Below are 26,895 nucleotides of genomic sequence, written 5' to 3'. Positions count from 1 at the left end.
TTATTGCCCTAGCTTCAGGCGAGCGGTTTCGCCACTGGTAAAAGGTGCCATGTCCACAGGCTGGCCGTTATAGCTCACTTGAACACCGCGAGCAAAGCCCAGGCGTAACGTGAGCGGCGGCTTGCCGGTGACATCCAGATTCTCGCCCTTGCGCTTCACACCGCTGAGTAACACTTTGCCGTTGGCATCGGTCACTTGCGTCCAGCAATCGGAGACGTATTGCAGCTTGATGTGACCAGAACCCGCTACCACAGCTGCAGGGTCCGCTTGTGTCGTAACAGGCGTTACTGCAACGGTCGATGGCGCCACTGGTGTCATCGGAGTTGTGCGCACCGGCACCGCAGGCGGTGTAACCGGGACGTTGGCCGAAGGCGTGCCAACGGCCGGAGCGGACGGAGCAGCAGGCGTCGTCGCTGCGGTTTCAGCCGCGGGCTCACCTGCGGCGAGAGGTAACGACGTCCCTTGAGACTCGGTCACGGCTTGATCTTCAGGTTCATCCAGAGGATGAATCTGGGTCGTGCCATCAGCACTTTCGACTTCGACGTGCTCAAGGCTGATCCCTGTCGACTCTTTGCCGCGCATCGACGTCTGATCCTGCCACCAGAAGAAACCGGCACCGACCAGAACCACGAGCAACAGCAAGCTGACAATGCGCAAAATATTGTGCGACAGCCGCACCGGCTCTTCAATGCGACCCAGGCTGTGCACATTACTGCCATGGGCATCGGTGCCGGTGTATTGATCGAACTGCTGAACCAACGCACTTTGATCGAGCCCAAGAAGTTTCGCGTAGGCACGGATATAGCCCCGGGCGAAGGTATGCCCAGGCAACTTTTCAAAATCGCCAGTTTCAAGGTTGCCCAAGGACGCGACGGTGAGGTTCAGCCTCGAGGCCACATCAGGCAGCGACCAGTTTTTGCTCTCTCGGCCCTGACGCAAGGTCTCGCCAGGGTTCACGCGAGTGGCTGCTACAACTTCGGGATGCGCCGCTTTCATCATTGCTCCGACAGGTATTGCTGATATTCCGGGCTACCGGGATAGAGTCTTTTTAGTTGCAGCCCAAAACTGGCTGCTTTATCGCGATCATCGTAGATTTTTGCCAACCGCGTACCGAGTAATAGACTACGTGCATTTTGATCGCTCAGTTGGCTAAAACGGTCGTAATACTCACGCGAGGGCACATAATGCCTGTCTTCGAACGACAACTCAGCCATTTCCAGCAATGCGCGTGGCTGTTGGCGATCCAGACGCAGGGCTTTGGTGAAGTAGCCGGTGGCTTCGTCACGCTGATTGAGCCTCAGTGCGGTCATCCCCAAACTCTCGAAAACCCGTGAACGTTCCGGGTAGAGGGTATCAGCGGCGGCCTGTTGAAAACGCTCGTAAGCTTCTTTGTAACGCTTTTGCTCGTACAGGAAACTGCCGTAATTATTCAGGATTCGCGCATCGTTGGAACGCGCCGAAAGTGCCTTGAGGTATTGCTTGTCCGCCAGCTCCGGCTCCATTTCAGCCTGAAAGATCAATGCCAGCGCAGCATTCGCGTCAGGATCGGAGCTGTCCAGGTCGAGGGCTTTTTTCAAAGGAACCTTGGCGCGCTCGGTGGAACCCTGCTGCAGATAACCAAGCCCCAGCTGCACGTACGCGGCGCGCGCCTGGTCACGACCCTTGCTGGTGCTCATCGGATCGACACTGCCCGACGAAACGCAGCCAGCCAGCACGTTGACGAAACACAGCAATAGCGCGGCGCGCAGGGTCATAGAGGTCCTCTCAGTCAGGTTCGAGTCGTAGCGCTTTGGGCCTGGTCGGCCTCGGCACTCAACTCGCGCACAGCAATATAACGCTCACTGCGTCGAGTGCGATCCAGAACCTGGCCAACCAACTGACCGCATGCTGCATCGATATCTTCGCCGCGCGTGGTGCGCACAGTGACGTTGTAACCGGCCTGATGCAACTGATCCTGAAAACGACGGATCGCGTTATTGCTTGGGCGCTCGTAACCCGAGTGAGGAAACGGGTTGAACGGGATCAGGTTGATCTTGCAAGGCGTGTCCTTGAGCAGCTCAGCCATTTCGACCGCGTGCTCGACCTTGTCGTTGATGTCTTTGAGCAACGTGTACTCAACGGTCAGTACGCGTTTTTCGCCCAGGGTCGACATATAACGCTGGCAGGATTCGAGCAGGACCTTGAGCGGGTACTTCTTGTTGATCGGTACCAATTGGTTGCGCAGTGCATCGTTGGGTGCATGCAGCGACAATGCCAGTGAGACGTCGATGTGCTTGGACAGCTCGTCGATCATCGGTACCACGCCCGAGGTGGACAGCGTCACCCGGCGCTTGGAAATGCCATAGCCCAGGTCATCCATCATCAGATGCATGGCGGCTACTACGTTATCGAAGTTCAGCAGCGGCTCACCCATGCCCATCATCACCACGTTGGTGATGGCACGGTCGACGGTTGCCGGGACGCTGCCAAAGGATTTGTTGGCAATCCACACCTGACCGATCACTTCGGCGGCGGTGAGGTTGCTATTGAAACCTTGTTTGCCGGTGGAGCAGAAACTGCAATCCAGGGCACAGCCCGCCTGGGACGAAACGCACAACGTGCCGCGTTTGCCTTGAGGGATGTAAACGGTCTCGACACAGCTGCCGGACGCCACACGCACCACCCATTTACGGGTGCCATCGGTGGAGATGTCCTCGCTGACGACTTCAGGACCGCGAATTTCAGCGCAGACCTTGAGCTTTTCGCGCAAGGCCTTGCTGACATTCGTCATGGCGTCGAAATCATCGACGCCAAGGTGGTGAATCCACTTCATCACCTGACCGGCACGGAAACGCTTCTCCCCGATCGAGTCGAAGAACTTCTCCATTTCCGGTTGAGTCAGACCCAACAGGTTTGTTTTGCCAGTCGATGTTGTCATGTTTTCACCCTCACTCAATGGCCTTAGGCCTTACGAGCGGTTACTTCGGTAGCGGCGAAGAAGTAAGCGATTTCACGTGCAGCAGCAGCTTCGGAATCGGAACCGTGTACAGCGTTGGCGTCGATGGAATCAGCGAAATCAGCACGGATGGTGCCGGCAGCTGCTTCTTTAGGGTTGGTAGCGCCCATCAGTTCGCGGTTTTTAGCGATGGCGTTTTCGCCTTCCAGAACCTGAACCACAACCGGGCCAGAGATCATGAACGCAACCAGGTCGCCGAAGAAACCACGAGCGCTGTGCTCAGCGTAGAAACCTTCAGCTTCAGCCTTGGACAGCTGCTTCATTTTCGAAGCAACGACTTGCAGGCCGGCTTTTTCAAAACGAGTGACGATCTCGCCGATTACGTTTTTTGCAACGGCGTCAGGCTTGATGATGGAGAAAGTACGTTGAACAGCCATGGTGTAACTCCAGAAACGGTAATTTTCGAAAAATTAAACCCGCGAATTATACGCGGGTTCTTTGGTATTGCCTAACCTGCAGCGCGGCTCAGTCGAGCTCTTCGATCCAGAGAGCCTGAATGGCCTCCAGAACCTTTTCGCCACTGCGATCCGGCGCATCGTCGAACTCGGGCAATTCCATCACCCATTTACGCAGATCGACGAAGTTAAGCGATCTTGGATCAACATCCGGCTTGCTTTCAGCCAGCTGGATTGCGATTTCCTGCACATCAACCCATTTCAGACTCATAAGAACCCCTTGAATCAGTGCGGCGCTTCAGCCGCATGGTTGATCGTGTATTTAGGTATTTCGATGGTCAGGTCTTCATTGCCGACAATCGCCTGGCAGGACAAGCGCGATTGCGCCTCCAGCCCCCAGGCCTTGTCGAGCAAATCCTCCTCCAGTTCGTCAGCCTCATTCAGCGAGTCAAAGCCCTCACGAATGATGCAATGACACGTGGTGCAGGCGCAGACGCCGCCACAGGCGCTCTCGATCTCGATATGGTTATCATGGGCCACGTCGAGAATGGAGGTACCGGGCGCGACCTCGACAACCAGACCTTCCGGGCACAGCACGGCATGTGGCAGAAAAATGATCTGCGGCATCAGTTATCCCTCAATTTCATTCAGGTTGTGTCCCGCCAGCGCGGCTTTCACCGTCGAATCCAGGCGTCGGGCAGCAAATGCATCGGTCACCTGCGACAGACGCTTGGTCTGCAGCTCGATGGCAGGACCATCAGTGCCCTGCATCAATTCACTCAATTCTTTCATCTGCAACTCGATCACCATCCGCTCTTCAGCGTCGAGCAAGCGCTCACCGTCCACATCCAGCGCACCCTGCACCGCTTCGAGCAGACGCTGGGCATCGACTTGCTGTTCGCGCAGTACACGAGCGACTTTGTCATCACTGGCGTGCTGGAACGAGTCCTTGAGCATGCGGGAAATTTCGCCGTCGGTCAGGCCATAGGATGGCTTGACTTGGATACTCGACTCGATACCCGAACCCAGCTCACGGGCCGCAACGTTGAGCAAGCCATCCGCATCGACTTGGAACGTGACGCGAATTTTCGCGGCGCCAGCAACCATCGGTGGTATGCCTCGCAGCTCGAACCTAGCCAGGGAGCGGCAATCGCTGATCAGTTCCCGCTCGCCCTGCAGCACATGAATCATCATGGCTGACTGGCCGTCTTTATAGGTGGTGAAATCCTGAGCGCGAGCGACGGGAATGGTGGTGTTTCGTGGAATCACCTTCTCCATCAACCCACCCATGGTTTCCAAACCCAGAGACAGCGGAATCACATCAAGCAGCAACAGCTCTTCACCGTCACGCTTGTTGCCTGCCAGCGTATCAGCCTGGATCGCAGCGCCAATGGCCACCACTTGATCCGGATCGATCTTGGTCAGTGGTTGACGACCGAACAGTTCGGCGACAGCTTCTCGCACTCGCGGCACACGGGTCGAACCGCCGACCATGACCACGGCCTCAACTTCTTCAATCTCGATGCCGGCATCGCGGACCGCGCGCCGACAGGCTTTAAGGCTGCGCGCTAGCATGGGCTCAAGCAGCGCATCGAAAGCTTGCCGGGTCAGCACAGAATGCCAATCGCCATGCACGACTTCGACCGAATCGACTTCAGTCAACGCTTCTTTGGCCGCGCAAGCGGTTTGCAGCAGGCTGCGCTGCGCAGACGGATCGAGGTCGGCAGAAAGACCGGCTTCGCTCACGATCCAACTGGCGATCGCATGATCGAAGTCATCACCACCCAGTGCCGTATCGCCACCGGTTGCCAAAACTTCAAAAACGCCGCCTGTCAGACGCAATATGGAAATATCGAACGTACCGCCGCCCAGGTCGTAAATAGCAACCACGCCTTCAGCGTGTTGATCCAGACCATAAGCCACCGCCGCAGCGGTAGGCTCATTGAGCAAACGCAGAACGTTAAGACCCGCCAACCGAGCCGCATCTTTGGTGGCCTGACGCTGGGCGTCGTCGAAATAGGCCGGAACGGTAATCACCGCCCCCACCAACTCGCCGCCCAAGGACTCTTCAGCACGCTGACGCAGAACCTTGAGAATTTCAGCCGACACCTGCACCGGACTTTTCGGCCCTTGAATGGTGTCGATGAACGGCATGTGAGACTCGCCGTCAACAAATCGGTAAGGCAGTTGCTCACCGAGCTGTTTGACGTCGGACAGGCCACGCCCCATCAGTCGTTTGACTGACAATACGGTGTTGAACGGATCAATAGCGGCGGCGCTTTTGGCGCTCTGCCCTACTTCGACCCGATCAGCGTGGTAGCGAACGACGGACGGCAAGATGACCTGCCCTTCGCCATCGGCCAGCGGCTCGGAAAGTCCACTGCGCAATGCAGCGACCAGCGAATTGGTAGTGCCCAAGTCGATCCCAACCGCCAGACGGCGCTGATGTGGTTGGGGACTTTGGCCGGGTTCGGCGATCTGCAGTAGGGCCATACTTATCGAAATTCACAGGCGTGCGGCCAGGGCAGCACGGGGTTAATCGTCGAGGCGCTCTTCAAGCTGGCGCACTTCGTAGGTGAGCTTGTCGAGGAACTGCATACGTCGCATCAGCCGTTCGGCCAATTCACGTTGCGCAGCATCATCCCAACAGGCAGCGAAGCTTTCGTTCAGTTCATCCTGAGCGACTTTGAGCCGGCGCTTGAATACCGCAACACCCGCCAGGTCGGCATCCTCCTGCAAATCCTCAAGCTCTTCACGCCATTGCATCTGCTGCATGAGGAACTCGGGGTCTTGCACGGTAACTTCCAACGGCAACTCGTTACCCCCCAGCGTCAACAAATAACGCGCCCGTTTGGGAGCGTTCTTGAGCGTCTGGTAGGCCTCGTTGAGACTGGCAGTGTGTTCTAGCGCCAGCCGCTGCTCACGCTCGGAAGCATCAGCAAAACGGTCTGGATGTACGCCGCGCGCCAACTCACGGTAGCGCGTCGCCAACTGATCGAGATCCAAACGGAAACTTGGCTTGAGCTCGAATAAGGCGAAATGACAAGGAATACCCACGATCAGCCTCAGATATTGAAGCTTTCGCCGCAGCCACATTCACCGCGCGCGTTCGGGTTGTTGAACTTGAAGCCTTCGTTCAACCCTTCCTTGACGAAATCGAGCTCTGTACCGTCGAGGTAGACCATGCTTTTCGGATCGATGATCACTTTGACGCCGTGCAACTCGAACACCGTGTCTTCGCTGCCCGCCTCATCGACGAACTCCAGCACGTAGGCCAGACCGGAACAGCCCGTGGTGCGAACACCTAGGCGAACACCGTCACCTTTGCCGCGACCTTCGAGGGAGCGACGTACGTGTTGAGCAGCAGCTTCTGTCATGCTGATAGCCATCGAAACTCCTTACTTGAATCAAGCTTCGTTAAAAAAGGCTCTGTTCAGAGCAAGCCTTTCTTTTGCTTGTAATCGCGAACAGCCGCCTTGATAGCGTCTTCTGCGAGTACCGAGCAGTGGATCTTCACTGGAGGCAACGCCAGCTCTTCAGCCAGTTGAGTGTTCTTGATGGTCTCTGCTTCATCCAGAGTCTTGCCTTTCATCCACTCGGTCGCCAGGGAGCTGGAGGCGATAGCCGAACCGCAACCGTAGGTCTTGAACTTGGCGTCTTCGATGATGCCGTGTTCGTTGACCTTGATTTGCAGGCGCATTACGTCGCCGCATGCCGGCGCGCCGACCATACCGGTGCCAACATCAGGATCTTCCGCGTCCATCTTGCCGACGTTACGCGGGTTTTCGTAGTGGTCAATGACCTTTTCGCTGTATGCCATGGTGCTAATCCTCTCTCATCAGGTAGCCGCTCTTGCAGGCGACTTAATTAGTGCGCAGCCCACTCGATCTTGGAGATATCGATACCGTCTTTGTACATATCCCACAGCGGCGACAAAGCGCGCAGCTTGGTAACGGCCTCGCAGACTTTCTGCGCGGCGTAATCGATTTCTTCTTCGGTGGTGAAACGGCCGAAGGTGAAGCGAATCGAGCTGTGCGCCAATTCATCGTTGCGGCCCAGGGCGCGCAGGACGTAGGACGGCTCCAGCGAAGCCGAGGTGCAAGCGGAACCGGACGAAACCGCCAGATCCTTGAGCGCCATGATCAACGACTCGCCTTCGACATAGTTGAAGCTCAGGTTCAGGTTGTGCGGTACACGGGAAATCATGCTGCCGTTGATGTACAGCTCTTCCAGACCTTCAACCTGCTTGAGGAAGCGAGCGCTCAGGGCCTTGATGCGTACGTTTTCAGACGCCATGTCTTCTTTGGCAACACGGAACGCTTCGCCCATACCAACGATCTGGTGAGTCGCCAATGTCCCCGAACGCATGCCACGCTCATGTCCGCCACCGTGCATGGTCGCTTCAATGCGAACGCGCGGTTTGCGGCTCACGTAGAGCGCACCAATACCTTTAGGACCATAGGTTTTGTGGGCCGAGAAAGACATCAGGTCAACCTTGAGGTTGGCCAGGTCGATCTCGACTTTACCTGTGGACTGGGCCGCATCGACGTGGAACAACACACCACGCGAACGGGTCAGCTCACCGATGGCTGCGATGTCGTTGATAGTGCCGATTTCGTTGTTGACGTGCATGATCGAGACCAGAATGGTGTCTTCGCGCAAAGCCGCTTCAACCATTGCAGGCGTGATCAGACCGTCTTCACCAGGCTCGATATACGTCACTTCGAAACCTTCACGCTCCAATTGGCGCATGGTGTCCAGGACCGCTTTGTGTTCGATCTTGTTGGTGATCAGGTGCTTACCCTTGCTGGCGTAAAAATGCGCAGCGCCTTTGATCGCAAGGTTGTCGGACTCGGTAGCACCAGAGGTCCAGACGATTTCACGCGGATCAGCGTTCACCAGATCAGCGACCTGACGGCGAGCGTTCTCCACTGCCTCTTCAGCTTTCCAGCCAAAGACGTGGGAACGCGATGCCGGGTTACCGAAGTTTCCGTCAACCAGCAGGCATTCACTCATTTTCTGCGCGACGCGCGGATCGACCGGGGTAGTCGCGGAGTAATCGAGGTAAATCGGCAATTTCATTGAATATCTCCTATCAGGCAGGCGCGCCGCGCATTCATCTGCGTTCATTCGACGGCGGACGTTTCAATCTTATCCAGCTGGGGCGTTCTGCATGTATTTCGACGCAAATCCTGGCGCTGAGCGACCTCTTGTACCTCACGGCGAGTTACAAGGTCAGCCAGGCTTATACCGCTAAGAAAATCGTGAATCTGCGAACTCAGGTCACACCACAAGTGGTGAGTCAGGCAGGTATCGCCCGCATGGCAATCACCCAGACCCTGGCAACGTGTTGCATCGACCGACTCGTTGACCGCGTCGATCACCTGCGCGACCTGAATGCCCTGCATGTCACGGGCCAGTTGGTAACCACCACCAGGCCCCCGCACGCTCGACACCAGATTACTGCGACGCAGCTTGGCGAACAGTTGCTCGAGATAAGACAGGGAGATGCCTTGCCGCTCGGAGATATCGGCCAGAGACACTGGCCCGTGCTGCGCATGTAATGCCAGGTCAAGCATGGCGGTTACAGCGTATCGGCCTTTTGTAGTCAGTCGCATGGCATGTACCACGGAGGTTCGGAATGAGTGCGAGTATGCTATTCCCGAGTATTTAAGTCAACTATAAGACCGAGTAAATCAGTCGGGATTACCCGCAAACAACGGCGACATCATAACAAACGCCGGGGTGCATTGGCACACCCCTTAGGTCTAGTACCGGCGAGTCCGGCCCACCCGTCAGCCGGCCTTGGTTTCGCCGCCATCTTTCACACAATCAAACACCTCGTCGCGCAACGCTGGCAGCTCTTTGGCGCAGTAATCACTGCCCAACGCGTTAAGGGCACCGCACATACCTTCCAGCCTGGCATCGACCGCTTGCAGATGGTCGAGCAGCTGACCGATCGCCCGCGCCACCGGATCAGGCATATCTTCGCTGACCCCATAGGCATCGAAACCGAGCTTTTCAGCGATGGCTTTACGTTTGGCTTCCACGTCGCCGTCGGACTTTATGATGATCCGCCCTGGAATACCCACGACAGTGGCACCGGCCGGCACCGCCTTGGTGACCACCGCATTGGAGCCAACCTTGGCACCCGCACCGACCGTGAACGGCCCCAACACCTTGGCACCCGCCCCAACAACCACGCCCGACTCGAGCGTCGGATGGCGCTTGCCTTTATTCCAGCTGGTTCCACCCAGGGTGACACCCTGATAGAGCGTCACGTCGTCGCCGATTTCCGCGGTTTCGCCGATCACGATGCCCATTCCGTGATCGATGAAGAAGCGCCGCCCAATCGTTGCCCCCGGATGAATCTCAATGCCGGTCAACCAGCGACCGAAATTGGACACCACGCGCGCCAGCCACTTCCAGTCAAGGGTCCACAGGTAATGCGACAAACGATGCAGCCAGATTGCGTGCATGCCGGGATAGCAGGTCAGCACCTCAAAGGCGTTGCGCGCAGCCGGATCGCGATGGAACACACTTTGAATATCTTCTCGCAAACGCTCGAACATCATTGATCCTTCAGTTTATGAGGCTCGCCGCGCGCCACTTTCTGCGTCTCGGTAAGAATGCCCCGCAAAATATTCATCTCTGACCGGTACACCGCGCGACGACCGAACAGGCGACGCAAGCGTGCCATCAGGTGACGCGGGTTTTCCGTGTCGAGAAAACCGATATCGACCAGCGTGGACTGGAGATGGCCGTAAAACAGCTCCATCTCATCCATGGTGACTTCTTCCACACTGCGCGCAGAGGCCACTTCGACCTTTTCGACCTTGGTCGGCTGCCCTTGCGCTGCGAGCCAGGACATCCGCACCTCATAGGCCAGCACCTGCACCGCTGCCGCCAGATTGAGCGAACTGAACTCAGGGTCCGAGGGGATGTGGATGTGATAGTGACATCGCTGCAGCTCTTCGTTGGTCAGGCCGGCATATTCACGACCGAACACCAGCGCCACTTCCGCGCCCTGCGCCGCCTGCTCGGACGCCATCACCCCACACTCACGCGGATCAAGCAGCGGCCAGGGGATTCGCCGATCACGCGCACTGGTGCCCAGCACCAGATTGCAGCCGACCAGCGCGTCTTCCAGGGTCGCGACGACCTGCGCGTTTTCCAGGATATCGCTTGCGCCAGAGGCCCGCGCATCAGCCTCATGGTTAGGGAAAACCAGTGGATCGACCAGCACCAGGCGTGAAAGCCCCATGTTTTTCATGGCACGAGCAGCTCCACCGATATTACCGGGGTGACTGGTACCGACCAGGACAACACGAATATTTTGCAGCAATGCAAGTTCTCACAGACGGGAGAAAGGGGAGCAAATCTTACAGAACCACCCCCATTAACGCTATGGACGCTATGCAGGCTGGAAATAATTGATGCTACGCCCTACAATGTTCGGCTTTCTTTAACGACCTAGGTGAAACGTCCATGCAGCCCATGCTGAATATCGCGCTGCGCGCCGCCCGCAGCGCCAGTGAATTGATTTTCCGCTCCATCGAGCGCTTGGATACCATCAAGGTCGACGAAAAAGACGCGAAGGATTACGTCACTGAAATCGATCGGGCTGCCGAGCACAACATCATTGCCGCCCTGCGCAAAGCTTATCCGACCCACGGCATCCTTGGCGAAGAAAGCGGCATGCACGAAGGCAGCGGCGAAGGCACAGAATACCTGTGGATCATCGACCCGCTTGATGGCACCACCAACTTCGTACGCGGTGTTCCACACTTCGCTGTCAGCATCGCCTGCAAATACCGCGGCCGTCTTGAACATGCCGTGGTTCTCGACCCGGTCCGTCAGGAAGAATTCACCGCCAGCCGTGGCCGTGGTGCCGCGCTTAACGGTCGCCGTCTGCGCGTAAGCCAGCGTAAAAGCCTCGAAGGCGCCCTGCTGGGTACCGGCTTTCCGTTCCGCGAAGGGCAAATGGACAACCTGGAAAACTACCTGGGCATGTTCCGCAGCCTGGTCGGTCAGACCGCCGGCATTCGCCGTGCAGGCGCCGCCAGCCTCGACCTCGCCTATGTAGCTGCCGGTCGTTTCGATGCGTACTGGGAGTCGGGCCTGTCCGAGTGGGACATGGCAGCGGGCGCACTACTGATTCAAGAAGCTGGCGGCCTGGTGAGCGATTTCACCGGCGGTCACGAGTTCCTTGAAAAAGGTCATATCGTTGCAGGCAACACCAAGTGCTTCAAAGCGGTACTGACCTCGATCGCACCGCACCTGCCGGCCTCGCTGAAGCGCTAAGCCTCAGGGTCGACAATAAAAACCGGCGTTCGCCGGTTTTTTTATGCCCCGCACAAACAAAAAAAGCACCCGAAGGTGCTTTTCTTTGATGCCGATTCTGACGCGTCTTACTGAGCGCCTTGACCCAATACCAGCTGACCTTCTTTGTTGACCGGAATCTGGTTACCCGGATCACGGTCCATACGCACCTGACCGACCTTGTCGTTCAGTTTGTATTTCACGTCATAACCCACGACCTTGTCGCTGATGTCATTGACCGTATTGCAGCGGGTCTGAGTCGTGGTGTATGTATCTCTGTTCTGCATACCTTCCTGAACTTTGTTGCCCGCGTAACCACCGCCCACCGCACCGGCGACCGTCGCGATTTTTTTGCCGTTACCGCCACCCACCTGATTGCCAAGCAAGCCACCGGCCACGGCACCCAGCACGCTACCCATGATCTGATGCTGATCCTTGACGGGCGCCTGACGGGTGACCGCTACGTCTTTGCACACTTCACGCGGGGTCTTGACCTGCTCCTTGATGGGTTGCACACCCAACACCTCTGCATACTCAGGGCCGCTTTTCACCAAGTTATACGTGGCGACAGCACCGCCAGCGGTCACGCCGACAGCCCCCAACACCGCACCAATTAGCAACGACTTGTTCACTTGAACCTCCTGGTAACCTCGCGCGAAATTTCCCACGCTACTCCCAGCCTTGGAGTACGAAAAAGGGCGTGAGTTCAACACTCACGCCCTTCTGGGTCCAAACCGGTAAAGCATTCAGGCTTTACGGACGCTCATCAACCTTGTCAGCCACAACAGGAGGAATCAGATCCTCAGTGCTCAGGTTCAGCCAGATCAACACCACGTTAGCGATGTAGATGGAGGAGTAAGTACCCGCCAGTACACCAATGAACAATGCGACGGAGAACCCGTGCAGGCTGTCGCCACCGAAAACCCACAACGCCACGATTGCCAGCAAGGTGGAAATCGAGGTCGCCATGGTCCGCAACAGGGTTTGCGTAGTGGAGATGTTGATGTTTTCAATCAACGACGCCTTGCGCAGTATCCGGAAGTTTTCCCGGACCCGGTCGAAGACCACAATCGTATCGTTCAACGAGTAACCGATGATCGCCAACACAGCCGCAAGCACCGTGAGGTCAAAGGTCACCTGGAAGAACGACAGGATCCCGATGGTGACGATCACGTCGTGAATCAGGGAGACGATTGCACCGACCGCGAATTTCCACTGGAAGCGAAAGGCCAGGTAAATCAATACCCCGCCCAGCGCCATCAGCATGCCGAGGCCGCCCTGATCGCGCAGTTCTTCACCGACTTGCGGGCCAACGAACTCGACGCGCTTGACGGTGACCGGGTTATCCGCGCCGCCTTTGCGCAAGGCTTCCGCAACCTGAGTACCCAACTGCGGATCTTCGCCCGGCATACGCACCAGCAAATCGGTGGTAGCACCGAAGCTCTGCACAACGGCATCGTGGTAACCGGCAGTAACCAGTTCCTCACGCACCTTGCCAAGATCAGCCGGATGCTCGTAAGTCAGCTCGATGAGCGTACCGCCGGTGAAGTCCAGACCGTAGTTAAGCCCTTTGTGGAAGCAGCTAAACAACGCCAGCGCGGTAAGGAACATGGTAAAGGCGAACGCAACATTGCGAACGCCCATAAAGTTAATCGTACGTAACATGGCAGCCCCTTAAATCCACAACTTCTTGAAGTCACGTCCGCCGAAGATCAGGTTGACCATTGCGCGGGTCACCATGATGGCCGTGAACATCGAGGTAAAGATCCCGAGCGACATGGTCACCGCAAAGCCTTTGACAGGGCCTGTGCCCATCGCAAAGAGAATGCCGCCGACCAACAGTGTTGTCAGGTTGGCGTCGAGGATCGCGGTGAATGCCCGGCCGAAGCCTTCATTGATTGCCCGCTGCACCGTCATGCCCGCAGCGATCTCTTCACGTATCCGCGAGAAGATCAGTACGTTGGCGTCGACCGCCATACCCATCGTCAGAACGATACCGGCGATACCCGGCAGGGTCAGCGTTGCACCCAGCAAGGACATCAGTGCCAGCAGCATGACCATGTTCACGGCCAGTGCGACGGTGGCGATGACGCCGAAGAAACGGTAGATCGCCATGATGAACAGCGACACAAACAACATGCCCCACAGCGATGCATCGATACCCTTGGTGATGTTGTCAGCACCCAGGCTCGGACCGATGGTACGTTCTTCAGCGAAGTACATCGGCGCAGCCAGACCACCGGCACGCAACAGCAGCGCAAGCTCGGACGCCTCACCCTGACCGTTCAGGCCAGTGATACGGAACTGGCTACCCAGCGGCGACTGGATGGTCGCCAGGCTGATGATCTTCTTCTCTTCCTTGAAGGTCTGGACCGGCACGTCTTTCTCGACACCGTTGACCATCTGCTTGACGTAGGTCGTCGTCGGCTTCTGCTCGATGAAGATCACCGCCATGCTGCGACCCACGTTACTGCGAGTCGAACGACTCATCAGCTCGCCACCATGACCATCCAGACGGATGTTCACTTGCGGACGACCGTGTTCGTCGAAGCCGGCCTTGGCATCGGTCACCTGGTCACCCGTGATGATCAGCCCACGCTCGACCGGTGCCGCAGGACGACCGCCCTCACGAAACTCGAACATCTCGGTAGTGGCTTTCGAATCTTCAGGACCTGCGCCTAGACGGAACTCCAGGTTGGCAGTCTTGCCCAGAATACGCTTGGCTTCAGCGGTGTCCTGCACGCCCGGCAGCTCAACCACGATACGGTTGGCGCCCTGACGCTGAACCAAAGGCTCGGCGACACCCAGTTCGTTGACTCGGTTACGTACCGTGGTCAAGTTCTGCTTGATTGAGTATTCACGAATCTCGGCCAGCTTGGCCGGAGTCATCGCCAGACGCAGCACGGACAAACCGCCGCGCTCGCTGGTGGTCACGTCAAAATCGTTGAAGCTCTTGCGGATCAGGGTACGCGCTTGTTCGCGAGAGTCTGCATCGCTGAAACCAAGCTGGATACCACCGTCGAGTTGCGGCAGGCTGCGATAACGCACACGCTCTTTACGCAACAGGGATTTGACTTCGCCTTCATACACCTTAAGGCGCGCATCCAGAGCCTTATCCATGTCCACTTCCAGCAGGAAGTGCACACCACCGGACAAGTCCAGACCCATCTTCATCGGGCTTGCACCAATGCTGCGCAACCACTTCGGCGTGGTCGGAGCCAGGTTCAACGCAACGACATAGTCGTCACCCAAAGCCTTGCGCACGACGTCCTTCGCTGGCAACTGGTCTTCTTGCTTGGTCAGACGCAACAAACCGCCCTTGCCCTTCTCGGCCAGGGTGGAGCCTTTGACCGTAATGCCCGCATCGGTAAGCGCTCGGCTCACACGATCCAGGTCAGCCTGGTTCACCTGCAACGCAGTGCTTGCGCCACTGATTTGAATGGCCGGATCGTCAGGGTAGAGATTGGGTGCGGAATAAATAAAACCGACCACCAGCACCGCCAGGATCAGTACGTATTTCCACAGAGGGTATTTGTTCAGCATCACGCCGCCCGCTTATAACGCGGGGCGCCTTGCGCGCCCCGTCGATTGGTAAAAGACTGAAACTTAGATCGCTTTCAAGGTGCCCTTAGGCAGCGTGGCAGCGATAGCGGCCTTTTGGATTTTCAGTTCAACGGTGTCAGACACTTCGATGACCACGAAGTCGTCGGTCACTTTGTTGATCTTGCCCGCAATACCACCGGAAGTGACAACTTCGTCACCTTTTTGCAGGTTGCCCAGCAGGTTTTTCTGTTCTTTCGCGCGCTTGGCCTGTGGACGCCAGATCATCAGATAGAAGATGACCAGGAAGCCGACCAGGAAAATCCATTCAAAGCCCGAACCAGCAGGACCGGCGGCAGGTGCAGCAGCGTCCGCGAAAGCGGTAGGGATAAAAAAGCTCATTTAGCACTCCAATTGCAAAATTTTGTTAAGAGGGTAGAAAACTCAGTACTCAATCAATCCAAAGGCGGCGTTGGAAGCCCGCGTTTGGCATAGAAGGCATCGACAAAGGCGGCCAATGTACCTTGTTGAATAGACTCGCGCAAACCAGCCATAAGCACTTGGTAATGCCGCAAATTGTGAATGGTATTGAGCATGCTCCCCAGCATTTCCCCGCACTTATCCAGATGATGCAGATACGCACGCGAGAAGTTCTTGCAGGTATAGCAATCGCAGGTCGGATCCAGTGACGAATCGTCATGACGATGGAACGCGTTACGGATTTTCAACACACCCGTATCAATGAACAAATGGCCGTTGCGCGCGTTGCGGGTTGGCATCACGCAATCGAACATATCGATACCGCGGCGCACACCTTCAACCAGATCTTCTGGCTTGCCCACGCCCATCAAGTAACGAGGTTTGTCAGCCGGCATCATGCCCGGCAAGTAGTCCAGCACCTTGATCATCTCGTGCTTGGGCTCACCGACCGACAGACCGCCGATAGCCAGACCGTCGAAACCGATCTGATCCAGGCCTTCCAGCGAGCGCATGCGCAAATCCTGGTGCATACCGCCCTGAACGATACCAAACAGCGCCGCCGTGTTTTCGCCGTGGGCGATTTTCGAGCGTTTGGCCCAACGTAACGACAACTCCATAGAGACCCGCGCCACGTCTTCATCAGCCGGGTATGGCGTGCACTCGTCGAAAATCATCACGATGTCAGAGCCCAGATCACGCTGAACCTGCATCGACTCTTCCGGCCCCATGAACACCTTGGCGCCATCGACCGGAGAGGCGAAGGTCACGCCCTCCTCCTTTATTTTGCGCATGGCGCCCAGGCTGAACACCTGAAAACCACCGGAGTCAGTGAGAATCGGCCCGCTCCACTGCATGAAATCGTGCAGGTCGCCGTGACGCTTGATCACTTCAGTCCCGGGACGCAGCCACAAGTGGAACGTATTACCGAGGATGATCTGCGCGCCAGTCGCTTCGATATCCCGAGGCAGCATGCCTTTGACCGTGCCGTAAGTACCGACCGGCATGAAAGCAGGGGTTTCAACCACACCCCGGGGAAAGGTCAAACGACCGCGACGTGCCTTGCCGTCAGTGGCCAGCAACTCGAAAGACATACGACTGGTGTTGCTCATGCGTGATCCTCTGGGGCCGATTCCTTGGGAGCTGTCGGCGCGGGATTGCGGGTGATGAACATTGCATCACCGTAACTGAAGAAGCGGTACCCATGCTCCACTGCCGCCGCATAGGCAGCCATGGTTTCGGGGTAACCGGCGAACGCCGAAACCAGCATCAACAGCGTGGATTCAGGCAAATGAAAGTTGGTCACCAGGGCATCGACCACATGGAACGGACGCCCGGGAAAAATAAAGATATCGGTGTCACCACTGAACGCCTTGAGCTGACCGTCGCGCGCCGCACTCTCCAGCGAGCGCACGCTGGTGGTGCCCACGGCAATCACTCGACCGCCCCGCGCACGGCACGCCGCCACGGCATCGACAACGTCCTGACTGACTTCCAGCCACTCATTGTGCATATGGTGATCTTCGAGCCGCTCAACGCGTACCGGCTGGAACGTACCCGCACCGACATGCAGGGTCACGAAAGCCGTTGAAACGCCCTTCTGCGCAATCGCATCGAGCAGCGCCTGATCGAAATGCAGCCCCGCAGTCGGCGCGGCAACCGCCCCGGCGCGCTCGGCATATACCGTCTGATAACGCTCACGGTCGGCGCTGTCATCGGGACGGTCTATATAAGGAGGCAACGGCATATGGCCGACCCGCTCCAGCAACGGCAACACCTCTTCGGCAAAACGCAGCTCGAACAGGGTGTCATGACGGACCACCATCTCCGCCTCACCGCCGCCATCGATCAGGATCATCGTGCCCGGCTTGGGGGACTTGCTCGAACGCACATGGGCCAATACCCGATGGCTGTCGAGCACACGCTCAACCAGAATCTCCAGCTTGCCGCCGGAAGCCTTCTGCCCGAACAGGCGCGCCGGGATCACCCGGGTATTGTTGAACACCATCAAGTCGCCGGGGCGCAAATGCTCCAGCAAATCGGTGAATTGACGGTGCGCCAGTGCGCCGCTAACCCCATCAAGGGTCAACAAGCGGCTGCCACAACGCTCGGCCAAAGGATGGCGAGCAATCAAAGAATCAGGGAGCTCGAAGGTAAAGTCAGCAACACGCATGATGGGGTTCGTCTAGCAGGGCCGGAAAGTTTAGCGGAAATAATGAACATTCACCACGAAACATGATTGACCAACGGTAATCTCATCTCTATACTCCGCGCCCATCAAGCCCTGATGGCGGAATCGGTAGACGCGGCGGATTCAAAATCCGTTTTCGAAAGGAGTGGGAGTTCGAGTCTCCCTCGGGGCACCAAATAGCTACACATTGTGAGTTTCTACCGACTCACAGATCCAAAGAAACCGGCCATTTGAGCCGGTTTTTTTGTGCCTGAAACTCTTCTTTTATCTGAAATATAGAAAGCGAATTTTCGCAAATCTGCGGGCGCAGACGTGCCTGCGAATCAGGCAATGAGGTCTGCCAGACACAACGCGCCGCAACCGTTTCCCACAGAGCAGTATGTGTCGCACTACAAATCCGCTTCTGGCCGCCAGGCGGTAGGAGATCCCGCCCCACCTTCGTCGCCGCGCTGTCGCGCAGCAAACTGGGAGCCGATTCTGCCCGGAGGGCGTAGGAGCTGACTTGTCTGCGATCTAGCCGGGGTCGCGTCCGACCGAAGCGCTGACAAAAGAATGAATTCAACACCGCTGTAAGGTCGTGCCGACCCGTCCTGGGCAATCCGGCTCCACCACACCGAGTTCGCCGGACGACATAGCCGAACCGAAGACGGAGCGAAATCTCTTTTCGTGATTCGTAATCGCATCGCACGTGGCCTGCTGCGTCGCCATCGACCAGCAAATTTCGTAGTGACGACCGGCATCACCACGTTCCTCTCTCCCTTCTGTAAGCCCGGCAAGCTGCATGGCTGGTCTACATTGCCGATATGGCGAACTGGATGGCGGATGAATTGGAACTCAACGCTAAACGGCACAGCCTGAGCACTCGCCTGGAGGAAATTCGCCAGCAAACGCAGGAAGAGATGGCCAGCGCACGGCAGGCTGAGACCTAGGCGGCTACCGCTTACGCACGGGCCGTGGCCTGGGGCGATGTCGAAGGCGAAAAAGCAGCCAGCACAGACGCTCAGAAAGCGGCGAAAAACCTCACTACCGCGACCGAACAACATCGCCGCCAGCTACTGATCATCACCGCCTTGGAGCAAGAGCTGGCCACCGTTGACCGACACATTAGCGAGGCTCAGGTAGAACACCAAAAAATTGAGAACACCGCCTTACGGCTCGCCCACGACGCCCTGGAGGAAAGGTGGAATGAAGCCGCCCAAGCGCTGCTTGATGTGGGAGGTAAGCTTTACGCCGCAGCCAACCTGATTGGCCGCGACCCAGTGTCCTTGTTCAAGCTCGACATCCCTAAGCAGGGTGAAAACTCGGGCAGTTGGAGGTGGCGCGACCTGGTAGACCGTGGGAGCCAGCATCGCACGCGCGATCTGCTCTCGATGTAACAGCCGTTTACCCTGAAACAGCCTGCTTTCGCGGGCTGTTTAAATCACTCCAAGGATCGAAGCCATGAACGCTGCGACACAAAACAGCTCATCCATATCCGAAACGCTTAGAGCGAGAAAAGCCCACCTGACCGCCCTACTCAAGATCGTGGATACCAACATCGGAAAAAGCACAGCGATGCAGAAGCTCACAATCACTACGATCAAGGCAGAAATGGGTTGATTCCGGTCATTCATGACCGGCAGCAATCGGCCGAGGCTGTGTAAAAACGTTTTAGAGCCGGTTTGAATGTCCGAATCGGAGCCGAAATCGCGTTCCTACGCAAATTTCAGATCCACTGATCAACCAATCACTGGCAGATTTTACGTAGCGACGCAGACTTCAAAACAGTGGCTGCGTTTTTACACACTCAGGGCCAGAAGCGGACGCTTATGAGGTGACGTGAATCTGCCCTTTTTGGGACTTTGAAAGAACCTGTCAGTCAGACATCGCCTCCGCCATCCTTATACGACAGACCCATGATTTTACAGGGCTTTATCGTTTCTTTGAGGTGAGAACTGCGCCGTTTTCAAGACGCATTACAACACTGGCTTTTTCATAGACCTGGTCAATGCCGTGATCATCGGCCTGTTCAGTGGTATCTAGGGACCGGATTGCGCCGGACATCAACGCCAGACGGATGACTTATCGGATATCGCTCGATACCCTTACCTCCCCGTCGCCTGACGGTTTCCAGATCAAATCCCATTTCACCCAGACGAGCATGTCATGAAATTCCCCGCAGGTTTGCTGCTGTCGGCTATCAAGCTGGACCGTGCCAGTGCCATTCCCCTGTACCGCCAACTGTATCTGCAGATTCGCAAACAGATACTCAACGGCAGAATCCAGGGGGGCGTGCGCCTGCCGTCGACCCGGACCTTAAGCAACGAGTTGGGGTTGTCGCGGATCACCATTCTCAATGCTTTCGATCAACTGATTGCCGAAGGTTTCCTGGCCTCGCGCACTGGCGCCGGTACGTATGTCGGCACTGAGTGGGAAAGCCGGGGTATCGAGGACGAGCAACAGCGCCAGCCACCACGCCTGTCCGACCTGAGCCAGTCGATGCTGTCGCTGCGCAGCGATCATTTTCGTGGGGTGTCCTATGCCGACTGGGACCCCGCGACCCCGACCTCCTTCCTGCCCAGCCACAGCACCTATGATGCATTCCCGCAGGCGATCTGGCGGCGCCTGATGAACCGTCATCTGCTCAAGCCAACCAAGGCCATTCTGGGTTATGGCGAGTTACAAGGCTTGCACGCGTTTCGCACAGCGATTGCCGAATACGTCTTCGATGCGCGTGGCATCGACTGCAGTGCCGGGCAAGTGGTGATCGTTTCCGGCGCGCAGCAAGCGTTCAACCTGCTGGGCATGCTGCTGCTCAATCCGCAGGACAGTGTCTGGATGGAGGACCCGGGGCACATCGCCGCGCGCATTGCGCTGCAAGCCCAGGGGGCTCAGGTGATTCCGTTGCGTATCGATGAACAGGGGATCGATGTCCAGCAAGGCCTGACCGAGTGCCCTGATGCCCGTTTGGTGTTTTGTACGCCTTCGCGCCAGCATCCTTTGGGTGTCACGCTGAGTTATGCGCGGCGCCAGGCACTCATCGACTGGGCTGCGCAACATCAGAGCTGGATCATCGAGGACGATTGCGACAGTGAGTTTCGCTACAGTGGCCGCCTCCTCCCGGCGTTGTATGCCATGGACCAGATGGCCCGGGTGATCTACGTCGGAACGTTCAGCAAAGTTCTCTTTCCGTCACTGAGACTGGGTTACGTGATTCTGCCGCAGGCCCTGGTCGAACCCTTTTGCACCTTGCGCGCGGTCATGGATCGCAGTCCGCCCACACTGCTTCAGGCGACAACGACGGACTTCATGTGCGAAGGCCACTTTCTGGGGCACATCCGCCGCATGCGTGCGCTGTACAAGGCGCGCCAGCAGGCATTGATCGAACAGCTTGAAAAGCAGATTGGCAGCTTCTTCAGGATCACTCCGACGGATGCTGGCATGCACCTGATCGCCTGGCTGCCCCCCGAACTCAGTGACACTGACATCGCCCGGCAACTGGCCCAGCACAACATCCACACCTACGCCTTGAGCGACTACCGCATCAAGCATGCCCTGTCGCCGGCCCTGTTGATCGGCTTTGCCGGCACGCCTGAAAACCAGGCCCGGGAGCGTGTCGAGGCGCTGGCCCAGGCCTTGCGCACATTAGGTTATCTGCCGCCGACCACTTGATGCGAGGCAAGTGGTCTTATCAATTAACTGATAATGGATCTATCGAGAGTTCCTGACTGGCGCGATAAAGGCTGCGCCGGTAGACCCGGTGTCTGAACCAGGAACGACTCTAATGAACAATAAGATCCAGGAACGATTCAACGCCTTGCTGAGCCATAAGGTGGTCGAACACGGGGCTGCTCCCGTGCTGACGGACGCACTGGCCCAGCGGTTGCTTGAGCGTCTCGGGCAATTGCGCCTGTTTGCCCACGCCTACCCGCTACTGACCAACCTCACCCACGGTCGTGTCACCCCTGCCGACCTGCTGGACTTCGCCTATCGCCACGAGCTGCAAGGCCTGAGCCTGCACTTGCTCGACGGCGAGGAAAACAGCCTGAGCCAAATGTCACCCGCGCAGCTCCAGGCGTTTGCCGCCAAGGCCAAAGCGCTGGGGCTGGATGTGCACCTGGAAATCAGCAGCACCCTGAAAAAGGATGTCGACCAGGTGATCGCCATCGCCAGGGCCCTGGGGGTGCGCAACATCCGTGTTTACTCACGTTACGAGGGCACGCTGTCGCGGGTCATGGACGTGATCGAGACTGACCTGCACTACCTCGCACAACAGGCCGACGCACACGATCTGTACTTTGACTTCGAGCAGCATGAAGAACTCAAGAGCGGCGAAATCGCGCAACTGCTCAACCGCCTCAACCACCCTCGCCTGCATGCTCTGTTCGACTTCGGCAACATGATCAATGCCTGCGAACCGCCCCTGCAGGCCCTGCGTAACCTGGCGCCACACATCCGCCAGACTCACCTCAAGGGTGTGCGCATCGTCCCCGAACAAAACGGCTTCGGCCATTACGGCGTATTGCAGGGCAGCGACGAGGACGATCTGCCCAGCGCCCGCATGCTGTTCGAGCTGTTGATGCTGGGCGAAGCAACCCCGCAGGTGATCGCATTCATTCTCGAGCAGGAAAACCACTATGTGGCCCCGGCTTTCCGCCAGAGCCTTGAGGCGGCCGATCCCTTCATTGCTTACCGGGAGATGAGCGAAACGCCGCTCCCGAACGGCTACTCGCTTGAGCGAATGCTGGCCGATGAACACCGCTGGGCGAACAACCAGGTCGCCTATGTCCGTAGCCTGCTGGCCGAATTGCGCACCTTGGCCGAACTGACCCTTGCCACCCCTTCCAACGCCTGAACCTGACGACCCGATTACGCCCGGAGAACAATAATGACAACTCAAAACAAGGCCAAATGGCTCAGATTCCTGATCCTCATCCTAGGTGGCGGCACCATCTACAAGCTGGCGAACCTCAAGGACGCCTTCTATGTACCCATGCAGGAATTGATGGGCTTGAGCCACACTGAAATCGGTATGCTGCTGAGCGCCAACGCGATCATCGCTACTGCACTGTTTGTGATTGGCGGCCTGCTCGCCGATCGCTACGACACGCGCAAACTAATCCCCCTCGGCCTGATCGGGACCGGTAGCCTGGGGTTGTACCTGGCGACCTTTCCGCCCTTCAGCAATTTGCTGATCGTGTTCTGTCTGTTGGCCGTCTGTGCCGACTGCCTGTTCTGGCCATCGCTGCTCAAAGCCATCCGCAACCTGGGTGACGATCAGGAGCAAGGCCGGTTGTTCGGCCTGCTCGAAGGCGGGCGTGGCGTGGTTGATACACTGGTGGCCTTTTCCGCCCTGGGCGTGTTCGTCGCCATGGGTTCGGGCGAAACCGGCCTGAAGTCGGCGATCCTGTTCTACTCGGTCATCGACATTCTGGCCGGCACCCTGACCTGGTTCCTGCTCAAGGGCGGCAACGCGCAGTCGGTGGCCAAGCCAAAGAATGGTCTGGCGAACCTGATGGAAGCGATCAAGGTACCGGGAATCTGGCTGGTCAGCCTCAACGTGTTCATGGTCTACATCGTCTACTGCGGCCTGACCTATTTCATTCCCTACCTCAAGGAAATGTACGGGTTGCCCGTGGCATTGGTGGGCGCCTACGGCATCATCAACCAGTACTTCCTGAAGATCCTCGGCGGGCCTGCCGGCGGTTTCATTGCCGACAAGCAGTTCAAGAGCACCAGCCGCTACCTGAAATGGGCATTCCTGGCGCTGTTGCCGCTGATGGGCGTGATCATGCTGATTCCGAAAAGCCCGGGCTTCATCTATGCGGGCATGGCCGCCACCCTGTCCTTCGCCCTGATCGTGTTCTCCATGCGCGGCGTGTTCTGGGCCCCCATGGGTGAAGTCGGCATTCCCCAACACATCACCGGCTCGGCCTTCGGCATCGGTTGCCTGATCGGCTATGCACCCGGCATGTTTGCCTACGTCATCTATGGCGCGATCCTCGATCACTTCCCCGGTCAACAGGGTTACAACTATGTCTTCAGCCTGATGAGCATACTGGCCGTTGCGGGCTTCATGGTGTCCAGCCTGCTCTATCAAGCGGTGCGCAAAAAATCCATGGCCACTGGCGGGATGAGCGCGGCGCAAGCCTGATCATCGCCAAGGACTCCAGGAGGAGGAATCGTCTACCACGCCGATCCCTCCTCCGGCCACAACGCAGGAATGAACCGAAGCTTGCGCACAATCTGGATAACGCGTTAGCGCGACGGAACGCTTTTTCATCTTATGGCGACGCACCGGCTTATTGGGCGACCGTTGGCACTCTTGATCGGTGGCTTGAGACTGCAGCGTTTCGCGACAGGCAGCTATCGGCCGAGGCTGTGTGAAAACGTTTTAGAGCGAGTTTGACAGTCAGAACCGCAACGAAAATCGCGTTCCTACGCAAATTTCAGATCTGCTGACCAACTAGACGCTGGCAGATTTTACGTAGCAATGCAGACTTGAAAACGGTGCATGCGTTTTCACACAGCCTTGGCCGACTTCTGCCGGTTACGACAGGCAGAAACGGGTCGATTGCCGTCCTTCGCGACAGGCAGAAAACGGCCGATTGTGTTGAAAAAGTCGACTTTCTCAAACTGCCGCAAAATTGATCGGTGAAAGCGCCTTTTGACACGCCGCCAGGTGAAATCGCAGTCCGAATGCCTCTGCGAAAACTCTGGATTTAAATCTCAGGCGATTACTTTTTTGGCATGGAAACTAAGGCCGGCTTTTCAACAGAGTCGGCCAAAAGCTGTTATTCAGCGGTGTCTACGAATTAGAGGGCGATTCATATTGGCCCTCGCTTTGCCTTATGTTTTGTACGAAAAATCGCCTTGCCTGATTGCCGCTCGACGACTTTTCGTACAAACCCTAGACCTGGCTCAAGCCAGCAGTTCGGTGATCCACCGGGCCTGCAGGGAGATGTCCTGCGACTTCTCCACGGGCACGGCCTGCCGCGCCTGGGCGAAGTTGGTCAGGGTTTGCTGCTTATGGCGCAGCATGCGCCGCCACTTGGCCAGGAACGCCGGGCTGCGTGCCTGCATCTGCAGCGGGCCGAAGTACAACTCCTCGGCGGTGTATATCACCGGCCCGGCGCGCTCGGCGACGATGATTTCGTAGTCGAAACGGTTTTCCCGCAGCACTTCCTCGCAGAGGATGCGGTAGCCATTTTCCATCAGCCATTGGCGCAGTGGCTGCTCGCCGCCGTTGGGCTGCAGGATCAAGCGCTCCTGGCCGCTCAGGCGCGCCTTGCCGCTGTCGAGGATGTCACGGATCGTCTCGCCGCCCATGCCACAAATGCTGATCGCCGTGATCCCGTCTCCCGGCTCGATCGCCGCCAGGCCATTGGCCAGGCGCACGGTGATCCGCTGGTCCAGGCCGTTCTCGCGCACGGTGCGTTCGGCCGAGCGGAACGGCGTCGACGCCACCTCGCCGGCCACCGCTGCTGCGATGGCTCCACGGCGCATCAACACCACCGGCAGGTAGCCGTGATCCGAGCCGATATCGGCCAGGCGCGCATCGGCTGGCACATGCGCCGCCACGCGCTCCAGGCGCATAGACAATGTTTGTTCGTTCAACTGCAGCCCCTTTTCACCACGAACGTCCAGCACCTTTGGCCGGATCGGGACGAGATTCTGTCGAGTAACGCCGTGCATTTCAAACGCCTGCGACCAGGGCCATGGCTCGCCCCGTCCTACCGCTCGCGTATCGGCCCAAAGCAAACCCTGGTCATGGGCGGCTTTTGGTCGACTCCTGTCTGTTGCGACCGGCGGAAAGCGCCTCTAGCAAACACTCGAAAGCGTCTACCCATGCGGGGCCGATCAAGGTTGAGAGGAAGACCTGTGCAGCAGGCAACTCGAACGATAGAACTGCGGCATGGGTGAAAATCAACCTAATCACAAGAAGACGTATCGTTACAGGCTGGTAACGACTAGGTACTCAAGCCTATCGATATTTCGGGAGCGAGGCTGATCGGAAAGTTAACAGAGCGCGCAATGAAGCATTTTTCATGGGCGGCATGATGCAGAGCTAGGGCTTTCTCGATATCGGCTCCGGGAGCCAGGGTCACCTTGGGCCTCAACACCACTGAGGTGAACTGGCCAGCGCCATCGCTTTGCTCGACCATTGTGCCCTGCGGATTATCCACATAGGTCACGATCACCATCCCGGCCTCGGCACAAAGGCCCAGATACCACAGTTTATGGCACGCAGATAAGGAGGCGAGAAGAAGTTCCTCCGGGTTCCAGCGAGTCGGATCACCTCGAAAACTGGGGTCGGATGAGCCATTAATCGGGGGTTTGCCCTTGGCCTGAATAACATGCGAGCGACTGTAACCACGGTAAGAGGAGGTACCTGTACCCTCATTCCCCGTCCAGACAACCTGGACATCGTAGCGGTGAACTTTATCTGCCATTTGATCTTCCCTGAGCATGTTTTTGCGTCCAAAGGCTACGGTACATGCCCTATGAATTGAAAGCTGAACGTTGCCCGTGCCTTTGCTCGATACTTCTGCCTTTCGCATGGATTTAGCAACTCAGCACCCTGAGTTCCAGCGTTACCCGTGAAACCAAATCCAGAGCGCCACCAGCAGAGTCGCCGCGACGAGCCCGGCCAGCACCGCGCCACGTGGTTGACATGCCGCGCGTTTGTCAAAGTGTCTCGGCTCATCTCCTGTACCTGTCGCAGCTCGTTCGACAGCATTCAGGACAACACCTCGGCCCACCCTCTTCTAGACTCAACGCATGGTCGTAGAAAGAACCGAACACGTCGCTTTGGTGCCGTTGAATCAAAGGCGGCGTGGCAAGCTGCCTTTTATGCCCTGAAGAGGTGCGGCAAAGACCGCACCGGGTCCAACAAGATGCCCGCCAAGGGTGCCCTGGTCAACGGCCTGAACATGCCACGATACCGTGACGTGGTGTGAGTGCCGCAGCCGACACTTTCGGACAACCGGCGACTG

General features: G+C 57.5%; 27 protein-coding genes, 1 tRNA gene and 1 pseudogene. 7 read left to right on the top strand and 22 right to left on the bottom strand.

Features of this window, described 5'->3' with window-relative positions:
- The 14 genes from RHM55_RS20940 to trmJ all read right to left on the bottom strand — a co-directional run bounded on the left by RHM55_RS20940 (position 1) and on the right by trmJ (position 10,735).
- Positions 1-996, bottom strand: a complete 996-nt coding sequence (locus tag RHM55_RS20940) for a RodZ family helix-turn-helix domain-containing protein (protein WP_322178135.1) — start codon at positions 994-996, stop codon at positions 1-3.
- On the bottom strand, positions 996-1,754 hold the full coding sequence (pilW, locus tag RHM55_RS20935; protein WP_322178134.1) for a type IV pilus biogenesis/stability protein PilW: 759 nt from the start codon (positions 1,752-1,754) through the stop codon (positions 996-998). Before pilW ends, RHM55_RS20940 begins: the two co-directional genes overlap by 1 nt.
- 14 nt (positions 1,755-1,768) lie before the next feature.
- Positions 1,769-2,917, bottom strand: coding sequence for a 23S rRNA (adenine(2503)-C(2))-methyltransferase RlmN (gene rlmN, locus RHM55_RS20930; RefSeq protein ID WP_322178133.1), 1,149 nt, complete (start codon positions 2,915-2,917; stop codon positions 1,769-1,771).
- Positions 2,918-2,940: 23 nt separating this feature from the next.
- Complete coding sequence (gene ndk, locus RHM55_RS20925; RefSeq protein ID WP_219061131.1) at positions 2,941-3,372, bottom strand: nucleoside-diphosphate kinase; 432 nt, start codon at positions 3,370-3,372, stop codon at positions 2,941-2,943.
- A gap of 88 nt (positions 3,373-3,460) precedes the next feature.
- Positions 3,461-3,661, bottom strand: coding sequence for a Fe-S cluster assembly protein IscX (iscX, locus tag RHM55_RS20920; protein WP_219061130.1), 201 nt, complete (start codon positions 3,659-3,661; stop codon positions 3,461-3,463).
- A gap of 14 nt (positions 3,662-3,675) precedes the next feature.
- A complete protein-coding gene (gene fdx, locus RHM55_RS20915) occupies positions 3,676-4,017 on the bottom strand; it encodes an ISC system 2Fe-2S type ferredoxin (RefSeq protein ID WP_219061129.1) in 342 nt (113 codons plus the stop codon).
- Between the two features lie 3 nt (positions 4,018-4,020).
- Positions 4,021-5,883 carry a Fe-S protein assembly chaperone HscA gene (gene hscA / locus RHM55_RS20910; protein WP_322178132.1) on the bottom strand — a complete coding sequence of 621 codons (1,863 nt, stop codon included), beginning with the start codon at positions 5,881-5,883 and terminating at the stop codon, positions 4,021-4,023.
- A 42-nt stretch (positions 5,884-5,925) separates the two neighbouring features.
- A complete protein-coding gene (hscB, locus tag RHM55_RS20905) occupies positions 5,926-6,447 on the bottom strand; it encodes a co-chaperone HscB (RefSeq protein WP_322178131.1) in 522 nt (173 codons plus the stop codon).
- Between the two features lie 8 nt (positions 6,448-6,455).
- On the bottom strand, positions 6,456-6,779 hold the full coding sequence (gene iscA / locus RHM55_RS20900; RefSeq protein WP_322178130.1) for an iron-sulfur cluster assembly protein IscA: 324 nt from the start codon (positions 6,777-6,779) through the stop codon (positions 6,456-6,458).
- Positions 6,780-6,823: 44 nt separating this feature from the next.
- Positions 6,824-7,210: a Fe-S cluster assembly scaffold IscU gene (gene iscU, locus RHM55_RS20895; RefSeq protein ID WP_219061125.1), complete on the bottom strand. Its 387-nt coding sequence runs from the start codon at positions 7,208-7,210 to the stop codon at positions 6,824-6,826.
- 47 nt (positions 7,211-7,257) lie between these two features.
- The gene (locus RHM55_RS20890; RefSeq protein ID WP_322178129.1) at positions 7,258-8,472 is read right to left on the bottom strand and encodes an IscS subfamily cysteine desulfurase; all 1,215 of its coding nucleotides are present in this window, start codon (positions 8,470-8,472) and stop codon (positions 7,258-7,260) included.
- A 44-nt stretch (positions 8,473-8,516) separates the two neighbouring features.
- Positions 8,517-9,008, bottom strand: a complete 492-nt coding sequence (iscR, locus tag RHM55_RS20885; protein WP_322178128.1) for a Fe-S cluster assembly transcriptional regulator IscR — start codon at positions 9,006-9,008, stop codon at positions 8,517-8,519.
- Positions 9,009-9,185: 177 nt separating this feature from the next.
- On the bottom strand, positions 9,186-9,962 hold the full coding sequence (gene cysE, locus RHM55_RS20880) for a serine O-acetyltransferase (protein WP_322178127.1): 777 nt from the start codon (positions 9,960-9,962) through the stop codon (positions 9,186-9,188).
- A complete protein-coding gene (trmJ, locus tag RHM55_RS20875) occupies positions 9,962-10,735 on the bottom strand; it encodes a tRNA (cytosine(32)/uridine(32)-2'-O)-methyltransferase TrmJ (protein WP_322178126.1) in 774 nt (257 codons plus the stop codon). Before trmJ ends, cysE begins: the two co-directional genes overlap by 1 nt.
- A 143-nt stretch (positions 10,736-10,878) precedes the next feature.
- Between trmJ and suhB the strand changes: the two genes are divergently transcribed.
- Positions 10,879-11,694, top strand: a complete 816-nt coding sequence (suhB, locus tag RHM55_RS20870; protein WP_322178125.1) for an inositol-phosphate phosphatase — start codon at positions 10,879-10,881, stop codon at positions 11,692-11,694.
- Between the two features lie 107 nt (positions 11,695-11,801).
- Here the strand turns inward: suhB and RHM55_RS20865 are convergent, their stop codons facing one another.
- The 6 genes from RHM55_RS20865 to queA form a co-directional block, all read right to left on the bottom strand.
- Positions 11,802-12,344: a glycine zipper 2TM domain-containing protein gene (locus RHM55_RS20865; RefSeq protein WP_219061119.1), complete on the bottom strand. Its 543-nt coding sequence runs from the start codon at positions 12,342-12,344 to the stop codon at positions 11,802-11,804.
- Positions 12,345-12,465: 121 nt separating this feature from the next.
- Positions 12,466-13,377 carry a protein translocase subunit SecF gene (gene secF / locus RHM55_RS20860; RefSeq protein ID WP_322178124.1) on the bottom strand — a complete coding sequence of 304 codons (912 nt, stop codon included), beginning with the start codon at positions 13,375-13,377 and terminating at the stop codon, positions 12,466-12,468.
- A 9-nt stretch (positions 13,378-13,386) separates the two neighbouring features.
- Positions 13,387-15,255 carry a protein translocase subunit SecD gene (gene secD / locus RHM55_RS20855; RefSeq protein WP_322178123.1) on the bottom strand — a complete coding sequence of 623 codons (1,869 nt, stop codon included), beginning with the start codon at positions 15,253-15,255 and terminating at the stop codon, positions 13,387-13,389.
- A gap of 63 nt (positions 15,256-15,318) precedes the next feature.
- On the bottom strand, positions 15,319-15,654 hold the full coding sequence (yajC, locus tag RHM55_RS20850) for a preprotein translocase subunit YajC (RefSeq protein ID WP_219061116.1): 336 nt from the start codon (positions 15,652-15,654) through the stop codon (positions 15,319-15,321).
- Between the two features lie 53 nt (positions 15,655-15,707).
- Positions 15,708-16,823, bottom strand: coding sequence for a tRNA guanosine(34) transglycosylase Tgt (gene tgt, locus RHM55_RS20845; protein WP_219061312.1), 1,116 nt, complete (start codon positions 16,821-16,823; stop codon positions 15,708-15,710).
- 14 nt (positions 16,824-16,837) lie between these two features.
- Positions 16,838-17,902 (bottom strand): tRNA preQ1(34) S-adenosylmethionine ribosyltransferase-isomerase QueA, encoded by a 1,065-nt coding sequence (gene queA, locus RHM55_RS20840; protein ID WP_322178122.1) that lies wholly within the window; start codon positions 17,900-17,902, stop codon positions 16,838-16,840.
- Between the two features lie 108 nt (positions 17,903-18,010).
- Here queA and RHM55_RS20835 point away from each other — a divergent pair.
- The 6 genes and pseudogenes from RHM55_RS20835 (at position 18,011) to RHM55_RS20810 (ending at position 24,053) form a co-directional block, all read left to right on the top strand.
- Positions 18,011-18,095, top strand: a tRNA-Leu gene (locus RHM55_RS20835).
- A gap of 616 nt (positions 18,096-18,711) precedes the next feature.
- Positions 18,712-19,296, top strand: a pseudogene (locus RHM55_RS20830) (chromosome segregation protein SMC); the annotation flags it as partial.
- A gap of 64 nt (positions 19,297-19,360) precedes the next feature.
- Positions 19,361-19,519, top strand: coding sequence for a hypothetical protein (locus RHM55_RS20825; protein ID WP_322178121.1), 159 nt, complete (start codon positions 19,361-19,363; stop codon positions 19,517-19,519).
- Positions 19,520-20,065: 546 nt separating this feature from the next.
- The gene (locus RHM55_RS20820; protein WP_322178120.1) at positions 20,066-21,571 is read left to right on the top strand and encodes a PLP-dependent aminotransferase family protein; all 1,506 of its coding nucleotides are present in this window, start codon (positions 20,066-20,068) and stop codon (positions 21,569-21,571) included.
- Positions 21,572-21,683: 112 nt separating this feature from the next.
- Positions 21,684-22,754 carry a sugar phosphate isomerase/epimerase family protein gene (locus RHM55_RS20815; protein WP_322178119.1) on the top strand — a complete coding sequence of 357 codons (1,071 nt, stop codon included), beginning with the start codon at positions 21,684-21,686 and terminating at the stop codon, positions 22,752-22,754.
- Positions 22,755-22,787: 33 nt separating this feature from the next.
- On the top strand, positions 22,788-24,053 hold the full coding sequence (locus RHM55_RS20810) for an MFS transporter (RefSeq protein ID WP_322178118.1): 1,266 nt from the start codon (positions 22,788-22,790) through the stop codon (positions 24,051-24,053).
- Positions 24,054-24,820: 767 nt separating this feature from the next.
- On the opposite strand, the gene RHM55_RS20805 is transcribed toward RHM55_RS20810, so the two are convergent.
- A complete protein-coding gene (locus RHM55_RS20805) occupies positions 24,821-25,516 on the bottom strand; it encodes a tRNA (adenine(22)-N(1))-methyltransferase (RefSeq protein ID WP_322183047.1) in 696 nt (231 codons plus the stop codon).
- A gap of 353 nt (positions 25,517-25,869) precedes the next feature.
- A complete protein-coding gene (locus RHM55_RS20800; protein WP_322178117.1) occupies positions 25,870-26,352 on the bottom strand; it encodes an OsmC family protein in 483 nt (160 codons plus the stop codon).
- Positions 26,353-26,895 lie beyond the last annotated feature (543 nt).

The organism is Pseudomonas sp. MH9.2, assembly GCF_034353875.1.
Taxonomy (GTDB): Bacteria; Pseudomonadota; Gammaproteobacteria; order Pseudomonadales; family Pseudomonadaceae; genus Aquipseudomonas.
Note: the sequence above shows the minus strand (reverse complement) of the source record. Positions and strands in the feature narration are given on the sequence as shown.

Excerpts from the sequence above, each read along its gene's own strand:
- RHM55_RS20815 (WP_322178119.1), top strand. The coding sequence starts at position 21,684 with ATGAACAATAAGATCCAGGAACGATTCAACGCCTTGCTGAGCCATAAG.
- hscA (WP_322178132.1), bottom strand. The coding sequence starts at position 5,883 with ATGGCCCTACTGCAGATCGCCGAACCCGGCCAAAGTCCCCAACCACAT.
- iscR (WP_322178128.1), bottom strand. The coding sequence starts at position 9,008 with ATGCGACTGACTACAAAAGGCCGATACGCTGTAACCGCCATGCTTGAC.
- RHM55_RS20890 (WP_322178129.1), bottom strand. The coding sequence starts at position 8,472 with ATGAAATTGCCGATTTACCTCGATTACTCCGCGACTACCCCGGTCGAT.
- tgt (WP_219061312.1), bottom strand. The coding sequence starts at position 16,823 with ATGTCTTTCGAGTTGCTGGCCACTGACGGCAAGGCACGTCGCGGTCGT.
- RHM55_RS20810 (WP_322178118.1), top strand. The coding sequence starts at position 22,788 with ATGACAACTCAAAACAAGGCCAAATGGCTCAGATTCCTGATCCTCATC.
- yajC (WP_219061116.1), bottom strand. The coding sequence starts at position 15,654 with ATGAGCTTTTTTATCCCTACCGCTTTCGCGGACGCTGCTGCACCTGCC.
- RHM55_RS20825 (WP_322178121.1), top strand. The coding sequence starts at position 19,361 with ATGAACGCTGCGACACAAAACAGCTCATCCATATCCGAAACGCTTAGA.
- iscX (WP_219061130.1), bottom strand. The coding sequence starts at position 3,661 with ATGAGTCTGAAATGGGTTGATGTGCAGGAAATCGCAATCCAGCTGGCT.
- RHM55_RS20940 (WP_322178135.1), bottom strand. The coding sequence starts at position 996 with ATGAAAGCGGCGCATCCCGAAGTTGTAGCAGCCACTCGCGTGAACCCT.
- iscU (WP_219061125.1), bottom strand. The coding sequence starts at position 7,210 with ATGGCATACAGCGAAAAGGTCATTGACCACTACGAAAACCCGCGTAAC.
- iscA (WP_322178130.1), bottom strand. The coding sequence starts at position 6,779 with ATGGCTATCAGCATGACAGAAGCTGCTGCTCAACACGTACGTCGCTCC.
- suhB (WP_322178125.1), top strand. The coding sequence starts at position 10,879 with ATGCAGCCCATGCTGAATATCGCGCTGCGCGCCGCCCGCAGCGCCAGT.
- RHM55_RS20820 (WP_322178120.1), top strand. The coding sequence starts at position 20,066 with ATGAAATTCCCCGCAGGTTTGCTGCTGTCGGCTATCAAGCTGGACCGT.
- ndk (WP_219061131.1), bottom strand. The coding sequence starts at position 3,372 with ATGGCTGTTCAACGTACTTTCTCCATCATCAAGCCTGACGCCGTTGCA.
- secF (WP_322178124.1), bottom strand. The coding sequence starts at position 13,377 with ATGTTACGTACGATTAACTTTATGGGCGTTCGCAATGTTGCGTTCGCC.
- cysE (WP_322178127.1), bottom strand. The coding sequence starts at position 9,962 with ATGTTCGAGCGTTTGCGAGAAGATATTCAAAGTGTGTTCCATCGCGAT.
- RHM55_RS20800 (WP_322178117.1), bottom strand. The coding sequence starts at position 26,352 with ATGGCAGATAAAGTTCACCGCTACGATGTCCAGGTTGTCTGGACGGGG.
- rlmN (WP_322178133.1), bottom strand. The coding sequence starts at position 2,917 with ATGACAACATCGACTGGCAAAACAAACCTGTTGGGTCTGACTCAACCG.
- pilW (WP_322178134.1), bottom strand. The coding sequence starts at position 1,754 with ATGACCCTGCGCGCCGCGCTATTGCTGTGTTTCGTCAACGTGCTGGCT.
- queA (WP_322178122.1), bottom strand. The coding sequence starts at position 17,902 with ATGCGTGTTGCTGACTTTACCTTCGAGCTCCCTGATTCTTTGATTGCT.
- secD (WP_322178123.1), bottom strand. The coding sequence starts at position 15,255 with ATGCTGAACAAATACCCTCTGTGGAAATACGTACTGATCCTGGCGGTG.
- fdx (WP_219061129.1), bottom strand. The coding sequence starts at position 4,017 with ATGCCGCAGATCATTTTTCTGCCACATGCCGTGCTGTGCCCGGAAGGT.